The organism is Pseudoalteromonas sp. APC 3694, from assembly GCF_030407565.1.
Classification (GTDB): domain Bacteria; phylum Pseudomonadota; class Gammaproteobacteria; order Enterobacterales; family Alteromonadaceae; genus Pseudoalteromonas; species Pseudoalteromonas tetraodonis.
Genome location: NZ_JASDDE010000014.1, coordinates 39,423 through 48,697 on the forward strand (window position 1 = coordinate 39,423; position 9,275 = coordinate 48,697).

At 40.7% G+C, this 9,275-nt stretch carries 8 protein-coding genes and 2 pseudogenes; 2 read left to right on the forward strand and 8 right to left on the reverse strand.

Annotated elements, in window-relative coordinates:
• Positions 1-241: 241 nt before the first annotated feature.
• Positions 242-907, forward strand: a complete 666-nt coding sequence (locus tag QMA00_RS07325) for a LiaF domain-containing protein (RefSeq protein WP_036980269.1) — start codon at positions 242-244, stop codon at positions 905-907.
• 46 nt (positions 908-953) lie between these two features.
• On the opposite strand, the pseudogene QMA00_RS07330 reads toward QMA00_RS07325, so the two are convergent.
• Positions 954-1,288: pseudogene (locus QMA00_RS07330) on the reverse strand (VOC family protein).
• A gap of 236 nt (positions 1,289-1,524) precedes the next feature.
• Between QMA00_RS07330 and suhB the strand changes: the two are divergent.
• Positions 1,525-2,328, forward strand: a complete 804-nt coding sequence (suhB, locus tag QMA00_RS07335) for an inositol-1-monophosphatase (protein ID WP_069439886.1) — start codon at positions 1,525-1,527, stop codon at positions 2,326-2,328.
• Between the two features lie 15 nt (positions 2,329-2,343).
• Here the strand turns inward: suhB and QMA00_RS07340 are convergent.
• From QMA00_RS07340 to queA, 7 genes and pseudogenes are all read right to left on the reverse strand, one after another.
• A pseudogene (locus QMA00_RS07340) lies at positions 2,344-2,971 on the reverse strand (GGDEF domain-containing protein); the annotation flags it as partial.
• Between the two features lies 1 nt (position 2,972).
• The gene (locus tag QMA00_RS07345; protein WP_290156655.1) at positions 2,973-3,224 is read right to left on the reverse strand and encodes a transposase domain-containing protein; all 252 of its coding nucleotides are present in this window, start codon (positions 3,222-3,224) and stop codon (positions 2,973-2,975) included.
• Between the two features lie 135 nt (positions 3,225-3,359).
• Entirely contained in the window at positions 3,360-4,307 is a 948-nt protein-coding gene (gene secF, locus QMA00_RS07350) for a protein translocase subunit SecF (protein WP_013465987.1), read from the reverse strand.
• A gap of 9 nt (positions 4,308-4,316) precedes the next feature.
• Positions 4,317-6,176 (reverse strand): protein translocase subunit SecD, encoded by a 1,860-nt coding sequence (gene secD / locus QMA00_RS07355; protein WP_008466352.1) that lies wholly within the window; start codon positions 6,174-6,176, stop codon positions 4,317-4,319.
• Between the two features lie 19 nt (positions 6,177-6,195).
• The gene (gene yajC / locus QMA00_RS07360; RefSeq protein ID WP_010391747.1) at positions 6,196-6,531 is read right to left on the reverse strand and encodes a preprotein translocase subunit YajC; all 336 of its coding nucleotides are present in this window, start codon (positions 6,529-6,531) and stop codon (positions 6,196-6,198) included.
• 26 nt (positions 6,532-6,557) lie between these two features.
• Positions 6,558-7,685 carry a tRNA guanosine(34) transglycosylase Tgt gene (tgt, locus tag QMA00_RS07365; RefSeq protein ID WP_076921874.1) on the reverse strand — a complete coding sequence of 376 codons (1,128 nt, stop codon included), beginning with the start codon at positions 7,683-7,685 and terminating at the stop codon, positions 6,558-6,560.
• A 139-nt stretch (positions 7,686-7,824) separates the two neighbouring features.
• Entirely contained in the window at positions 7,825-8,856 is a 1,032-nt protein-coding gene (gene queA, locus QMA00_RS07370) for a tRNA preQ1(34) S-adenosylmethionine ribosyltransferase-isomerase QueA (protein ID WP_076921873.1), read from the reverse strand.
• Positions 8,857-9,275 lie beyond the last annotated feature (419 nt).

Consider the following 9,275-nt stretch of genomic DNA (forward strand, 5'->3'; position numbering starts at 1 on the left):
TCAATAGGTTACTTTAAAATAGTAGATATTGGCTTAAACCTACTAAGTAAACATTTACAGACTATTGCGTAAAAGTTTCTCGAATAGCGAAACTTACTAAATAATTGTATATTTGGTTAATCTGTCGTTAATATAATAAAGAATCAAAAACCAAAAATCATAAACCACTGAATTTAAACAATTTAGTATTTGGTATAAGGCTTGCTTTGAAATAACCAGCAACCATAAAAGGATAATTTAAATGTCTGTTAAAATTGAAGACCGCCCTATTGAGCAAGTTCGTGAGCAAGTGATTGATCAGCTCATTTATAACTACAGCCATGGTGTTATTTCTGTAGAAGCATTTGAAAGGCGCTTAGACGACGCCATGGCAGCGAGTGACAATAAAGCACTTATGGATCTCGTTGAAGATTTAACCTTAAATACTGACCAGCAATATAAGGCGCAAAAGCACTCTCAATTTGCACCTAATTATAGCGCGCAGCATGAGACTGATGAAGAGCCACTTACATTAAGAAGCATTCTTGGTTCGAGTGAACGAAGCGGCCAATGGGTAGTTCCTCAAAACATTTACATAGAAAACTACATGGGGTCAGTCAATCTTGATTTTACGGATGCTATTTTTACCCACCAACATGTCACTATTCACGTTAATTGTTATTTTGGCAGCGAAGAAATATATGTACCAGAGCACGTTAATGTAGTTTCTAAAATGTTTTGTATTTTAGGCAGTTTTGAAAATAAAACAGTGTCACTAAATAAGCGCCAAGGGCCAACGATTCACATTGAAGGAAAAACTGTTTTAGGCTCTGTGGAAGTTAAAGTTAAACGCACTATTAAAGAAAAATTTATTAACTTTGCAAATGATCTAAAAACTCAACTTGGTATGAATGGTAAACATTATTAAATATGCTAAACATTGAATGAAGCCATAATAGTTGGCTTCATTCATATTATAAGTCGTTATTTCGTTCACTAGGTACATCACTCATGTACTCTACAAACTCAACCTCAAACCCTGCAGGGTCAATATAATAAAATTTTTTTCTAAATGGATTTACAGCACCTTCTTTACTTATTGCAAAGCCCGCATGTTTTAGGCGCGCTATTACTGCATTTAAGTTATTGGTTACATAGGCAAAGTGTGCCAAACCAACTTGATGTCCTGATAGGTCGCAGTTTCCCCTTCCCCCACACTTCTAATTGACCAATAGGGAAACGCTGCTTGGTAAAACTTAAGCATGGCGTTTATGTCACTAACAACTAAATTTACGTGTTCTAATTTCATAACTTTCTTCCTATTAATTGAATATAGAACATCATAAAACCTCAAGTTAACTTTAGGTAAAGCGCTAATTTACAAATTTATTGCCTGTTTTCGTTCCAATAAATATATTGAAAGATCATGCCTGTACAAAAAACACTCACAAGTATTTAGGCTTTATGGTTTACTTTATGGCAAAAACCGCTAAAATACGCCGGCTTAAATATATAAACGTTCTTTTACAACCCAAAGGTAATACCATGCATCCAATGTTAAACATTGCGGTTCGCGCTGCGCGTAACGCAGGCAAGCTTATTCTTCGTGCAAGTGAAGACTTATCAAAAGTTGAAGTGCAACAAAAAGGCACTAATGATTTAGTTACGAACATTGATAAAGAAGCCGAAGCCGTAATTCGTGACACTATTTTACGTTCTTACCCTGATCACTGCATCGTTGGTGAAGAGTTAGGCGAACACAAAGGTAAGGATGCTGATTACCAATGGATTGTTGACCCACTTGATGGCACAACTAACTTCATCAAGGGTATCCCTCATTTCGCAGTATCTATTGCACTTAAAGTTAAAGGTCGTTTAGACCAAGCCGTAATTTACGATCCAATTCGAGGCGAACTTTTCACCGCTTCTCGTGGTCAAGGCGCACAGTTAAATAGCAAACGTTTACGTGTATCTAAAACGGTTGAACTTGCAGGTTCTATTCTTGCAACAGGTTTCCCTTTCAAACAAAAACACCACTTAGATGCCTATTCTGAAGCGTTTAAAGCATTATTCGTACATACCGCTGATATTCGTCGAGCAGGTTCTGCAGCACTTGATATGGCGTATGTTGCAGCGGGTCGTGTTGATGGTTTCTTTGAAATTGGTTTAAAACCGTGGGATACAGCAGCAGGCGAGCTATTAGTTAAAGAAGCTGGCGGCATGGTTGTTGATTTTGCTGGCGGTAATAACTACAACGTGAGCGGTAACGTTATTTGTGGTGCACCTAAGCTAACACAAGCGATTGTTCGTGAAATGCGCCCAGTATTATCTGAGTCGTTATTACGTTAATTCGTAATACCGCACTTAAAAAAAGGAGCCTAGGCTCCTTTTTTGCTTTTTGTTAGCCACTTTTTTACTATTGGATAAACGCACAAAAACGGGTGCTGGCCTTTTTCGATTACAAATAAATAAGTAGCTGTGACGATAACGTTTTGCTTTTTTTAGCATCTGTGGCTAATGCCGCTACTTGATGGCTATTTTTACACTGCTGCAGATCCGGCTCAACTAAACCTATCAATAGTGTAAGTAAAAGTACAAACTGCTTTTCGCCCTCTCGATTAGTTGTCCAATCCCCTTTTTCAGCAATATGCTCTGGCGTAAAAAATACGCATGACTGCAGTTTAAATTGCGTGATAATGGTATTACAAACCTCCACCGCATCTTTTTTTTCAAACACCACCATAAAGTCATCGCCACCAATATGCCCGACAAAGTTAGCGCTGTGCGCACACGCTTTTACAGTCACATCGGCCAGAAGTTTTATCACGCTGTCCCCACTGGCGTAACCATACAAATCGTTAAATTGTTTAAAATGATTTAAATCGATATAGGCTAGTGAAAATGGCTGTTTATGTTGCAGACGCTGCTCTATTATTTCACTAATTGCCACATTACCCGGTAACATGGTTAGAGGGTTAGCATGTTGGGCGTGGCTAATAGGCTATCAAAGAGATGTCGAGTCTATTAGCGATATCCCAAACGGTTTCGTTTCGGAATAAACTCATTCCAATTACAGACCACATAACAGCTTCTAGCGGTAATCGCCTTTTACGCACAGTAGCAACACCTGCATGTTTAAATGCTTGTTCAAGAATATCAGGGTCAAGACCCTGTTTAAGTTTATCTAGTGTATGTACATCATTTAAAAATGAAGACATGTTATCGAAGTGCTGAATGAGAGACATAAAAAAATCCGATATTATTTCTAATATCGGATTTTGAAGCCATGGAAAGATCAGTCAAGTGATCATAAAAATATTCTTAACTGATCTGCATTACTCACAAGGAGCGGCTTTTTAAAAAGGATAATTTAATCTCAATTAAGGCATTGAGTCTAAATCGGCACCTTCTTTTTCAATCACCTCTGGTATTAAATCTTCTTTACTTACGCCCATGGCAATAGCCACCGAGCTGGCAACGTAAACTGAAGAATAAGTACCAATAAATACACCAAATAATAATGCGGTAGCAAAGCCATGAATAGTTTGGCCGCCCCATACAAAGAGTGCAATCAATACTAAAATAGTGGTAATTGATGTAACTAAAGTACGATTAAGTGTTTGCGTAAGTGACAGGTCAATAATTTCAATGGTGTCGTCAATACGTACTTTACGGAAGTTTTCACGGATACGGTCTGATACAACAATGGTATCGTTTAGTGAGTAACCTATCACGGCAAGTATTGCAGCCAAAATAGTTAGGTCAAACTCTAAACCAAGCACCGAGAATAAACCAATCGTAATGATTACATCGTGTAATAGTGCCCCCACTGCACCCACAGCAAAGCGCCATTCAAAGCGAAATGCCACGTAAATTAAGATACATATAAGCGCAGTTAACATGGCAAGGCCACCCTGCTCTTTTAAGTCTTCACCTACACTTGGGCCTACAAACTCAATACGGCGCATTACTACGCTATCATCAGCTTGTTTAAGGGCAGCAATTACTTGGTTACCAATCACTTCTGCTTTTACATCATCACCGCGAGGGGCTAAACGGACCAGTATTTCTTGGCTTGAGCCAAAAAGCTGTACCGATGCATCAGCAAAGTCGTTTTCGGCCAGTACATTACGTACTTTTTTCAGATCGGCAGGTTGTGAAAAACCTACCTCAACTGCTGTACCGCCGGTAAAATCTAAACCGAAATTTAAGCCTTTAACAAAAAGTGACGCCAGCGACGCTATGATTAATAACGTAGAAAAGCCCATTGCCACTTTTCGAAGAGACATGAAACGAAGGGTTTTTCCGCCCAATCTTAAAATTTGCATGTCTGCTCCTTAAATTGAAAGTTTATCAACACGTTTACCACCAATAAATAGGTTGATCACCGCACGGGTACCTACAATTGCTGTAAACATAGAGGTTAAAATACCAATTGCTAGGGTTACCGCAAAGCCTGCAACAGGACCGGTACCAACAGCAAACAAGATAATCGCCGCAATTAATGTGGTGATATTGGCATCAAAAATAGTACTAAAGGCGCTATCGTAACCAAAATGAACCGCTTGTTGAGGGCTGCGGCCATCAGCGAGCTCTTCACGAATACGCTCAAATATAAGTACGTTCGCATCAACAGCCATACCAACGGTTAATACAATACCTGCGATACCCGGTAGAGTAAGCGTTGCACCTGGAATTAACGACATTACACCAATAATAAGTACTAAGTTGGCAGCCAGTGCGATATTAGCAACAAGACCAAAACCTTTGTAGTAAATAAGCATAAAGGCCAGTACAAACGCAAAGCCAAGAGCTACAGCGGTCATACCTGCTTCAATGTTTTCTTGACCTAGGCTTGGCCCAACCGTACGTTCTTCTACAATTTGAATAGGCGCAACCAGTGCACCCGCACGTAGTAGTAAACTTAAGTTATGTGCTTCAGCAGGGTTATCAATGCCAGTAATGCGGAATGAACGGTCAAGACGCGCTTGAATGGTTGCTACGTTAATAACTTCTTCCACTTTAATTGGCGGAAGTGCTTTACCGTCACTGTCTTTTTTACCTGATGGCTTGTATTCAATAAACACGGTAGCCATACGTTTACCGATAGCACGCTTGGTAAAGGCATTCATTTTTGCCCCACCTTTACTATCGAGTTTAATGCTTACTTGTGGACGCTGATACTCATCTGCACCTGACTGCGCACCAGTAATATGGCTGCCTTCAAGAATAATGCGTTTTTTTAGCACCACAGGATAACCATCACGGCTCATGATCATTTCAGTACCCGGTGGGATACGACCTTGAGCAGCGGCGCTTATGTCAGCATTTTCGTCAACCTCACGAAACTCAAGCGTTGCCGTAGCACCTAAAATTTCTTTAGCGCGAGCGGTATCTTGAATCCCTGGTAATTGCACAATAATACGTTCAGCACCTTGACGCTGTACGTTTGGCTCTGCAACCCCAATTTGGTTGATACGGTTACGAATAATAGTTTCGTTTTGCTTGATAGCATAGTCACGAATTTCTTTTAGCTTTAGCTCACTCATAGTGGCAAAGAATGCGTTATCGTTACTGCTATCATCAATGTAAACGTTTAATGGGTAACGGCTTTCTAAAAAGCGCTCTGCAGCATCTTTATCTTCTTCGTTACGCATTTCTACACGCATGCGCTCAGTGCCAGCTACACGGCGCACACTACGATAACGTAGTTTTTCTTCACGCAGGTCGCTACGGAAATCTTGCTCCATTTGCTCTAACTGATTATCCACCGCAGTGACCATATCGATTTCCATGGTGAAATGTACACCACCACTTAAATCTAGGCCTAACTTCATAGGATTACCGCCCAACGACTTTAACCAAGCCGGTTGTGCAGGAGCCATATTAATAGCTGAGATATAATCGTTACTTAGCGAGTTACGCAGTAAGTCTTGTGCTTTTAGTTGGTCTTCAACATTTTTAAAACGAACAAGAATTTGCCCATCTTCGAGCTTTGTCGATTTAGCGCTTACGTTATCTTTTTTGAGGATTGCGTTTACTTTGTCTACAACACTGAGGTCAACATCGGTGCCTTTAGCGCCAGAAACCTGTATGGCCGGATCGCGGCCATACAGGTTTGGTGAAGCATATAAAAGGCCAATGGCTAACACAGCTAAAACAAGTAAATACTTCCAAATTGGAAACTTGTTTAACACGGGGCCGTCCTTATTATTTTTATAGCGACTTCATTGTGCCTTTAGGCAGTACAGCAGATACTGCTGATTTTTGTACAGTTACTTCTGCTTGCTCATTTAATGAGATCACGATGAAGTCTTTATCTTCAGCAATTTTTACGATTTTACCCACTAAACCACCTTGGGTTAGCACTTCATCGCCTTTTGCCATCGCGCTCATTAAGCTTTTATGCTCTTTTACGCGCTTTGCTTGCGGGCGGTAAATTAAAAAGTAAAAAACCAAACCAAAAATCGCTAACATAATTAGCATTTCCATACCGCCGCCTGCTGCAGGTGCGCCAGCGCTTGCATGTGCGTTTGAAATAAATAAACTCATAATACTTCCTCTTTAATTTTTAAATTTTAATTTGTTGTATCAGCTAGCTCTGGCACTTTTTGGCCTCGGCGAGCGTAAAAATCGTGTACAAATGTCTCTAGTTGACCTTCGCTAATAGCATTACGCAAACCTTCCATAACACGTTGATAGTATCGTAAGTTATGGATAGTGTTTAGTCGTGCGCCAAGAATTTCGTTACATTTGTCTAAATGATGCAAGTAGGCACGCGAATAATTCTTACAGGTATGGCAATCACACTCTGGATCAAGTGGGCCAGTATCTGTTTTATGCACTGCGTTACGGATTTTTATGATGCCAGTTGTAATAAATAAGTGACCGTTACGTGCATTGCGTGTTGGCATTACACAGTCAAACATATCTATACCACGGCGAACCGACTCAACTAGGTCTTCTGGCTTGCCAACACCCATTAGGTAACGCGGTTTGTTTTCTGGCATTTTATAAGCACAATGATCAAGAATATTAATCATTTCATGTTTAGGTTCACCCACCGATAAACCACCGAGTGCATAACCATCAAAACCAATCTCTTCAAGGCCTGCTTGTGATTGTGCACGAAGCTCAGGATACATACCGCCTTGAATAATACCAAACAATGCTGATGGGTTGTCGCCATGCCCTTCTTTTGAACGCTTAGCCCAACGAAGAGAAAGCTCCATAGAGTCTTTGGCTTCTTTTTCTGTGGCAGGGTACGGCGTACATTCGTCAAATATCATCACGATATCTGAGCCAAGATCACGCTGCACTTCCATTGACTTTTCTGGCGACATCATAATTTGGTCACCATTTACAGGCGATTGGAACATTACGCCTTCTTCAGTGATTTTACGCATTGCGCCAAGGCTAAATACTTGGAAACCGCCTGAATCAGTAAGAATTGGGAAGTCCCAATTCATAAAGTCGTGTAAATCACCGTGCTGTTTGATGATTTCAGTGCCAGGGCGCAACATTAAGTGAAATGTATTGCCTAAACAGATTTGTGCACCCGTTGCTTTAACTTCATCAGGCGTCATACCTTTAACCGTGCCGTAAGTACCTACAGGCATAAACGCTGGGGTTTCTATTACACCTCGGTCAAAAATCAAGCGACCGCGGCGTGCTTTGCCATCGGTGCAGTCTAATTCAAATTTCATAATATCCTCTGTGTCGGAAAAACAGTCCAACAAGCTATAATTTAACCGCTCGATTCTACCCTTTTTACCACCCTATTACTATTAGCAGTGAAAAATTCACTGTGCTTAGGAGTAAAATAAAAACCGACAACGCTGTAAATTATTTACGGGTCAAAAACATCGCATCGCCATAGCTAAAAAAGCGATACTGTTGTTCAATCGCCGTATTGTAGGCACCCATAATATTGTCTTGCCCTGCAAAGGCACTGACCAGCATAATTAGAGTTGATTCAGGTAAATGGAAGTTGGTGACCATGGCATCAACAACATTAAATTGATAACCCGGAAAAATAAAGATATCGGTATCACCAAAGTAAGTATCTAACTTGCCGCCATGTATTTTTGCTGCCGACTCTAGTGAGCGAACTGAAGTTGTACCTACCGCAATCACACGCCCGCCTTTGGCTTTAGTGCTTGCAACCGCATCAACCACAGCTTGCGGCACTTCAATATATTCAGAGTGCATGATGTGCTCATCAACACTCTCAACTCTTACAGGCTGAAAGGTGCCAGCACCAACGTGCAAGGTTACAAACGCCATTTGCACGCCTTTATCTTTGAGCGCAGCCATGAGTTTATCGTCAAAATGAAGACCTGCCGTAGGTGCAGCAACAGCGCCTGGCTTTTCGCCATATACCGTTTGGTAACGCTCACGGTCGGCTTCGTTATCTGGGCGGTCAATATAAGGAGGAAGCGGCATGTGGCCCACATCATTTAAAATATCGAGCACATTTTCACTGCGGTCAAACTCAAGCTCAAATAAGGTATCATGGCGTGCCACCATAATAGCTTTTGCTTTGCCCTCTAAAATGAGTACATTACCTGGCTTTGGGGATTTACTCGCACGAATATGCGCAAGTACGCGGTGTTCGTCTAATACGCGTTCAACGAGTACCTCAACTTTACCACCAGACTCTTTTTGACCAAACATACGCGCAGGTATAACCTTGGTATTATTAAAAACCAGTAAATCGTTTTCGTTTACAAGCTCAAGTATGTCACTAAATATTTTATGCTCAATCTCACCAGTTGGCCCGTTTAGGCTCAATAAACGGCTACTCGTTCTATCTGCTTTAGGAAAACGAGCAATTAATTCATCAGGTAAGTCAAAGCTAAAATCAGCTACGCGCATTGTTAGAATTCCACATCATTTAAAATCGCGCCAAGTGTATACCCAAACCACCTCAAAATGCGAGTTTCAGTTGGAATTAAAAGCGATTTAGGCAAGGCATTGATAGCAAATAATAGTGGTTCTATTATTAATATCAATAACGCAGTATAAATCGCTTTTAAGCCAACCCGTGGGCGTTTCACAGGGGCATACTCTCATCGTTGCTACTTCTTGAAAGGGACTACCATTACTGCAAAGTATCGCCTTGATATTAAGCCCCTGTGAAGCGCTGAATTCTGCATTTTGAGGTGGTTTGGGTATATTTAAACCACCTCAAAATGCGAGTGTCGTTGGAATTAAAAGCGATTTAGGCAAGGCATTGATTGCAAATAATAGTGGTTCTATTATTAATATCAATAACGCAGTATAAATCGCTTTTA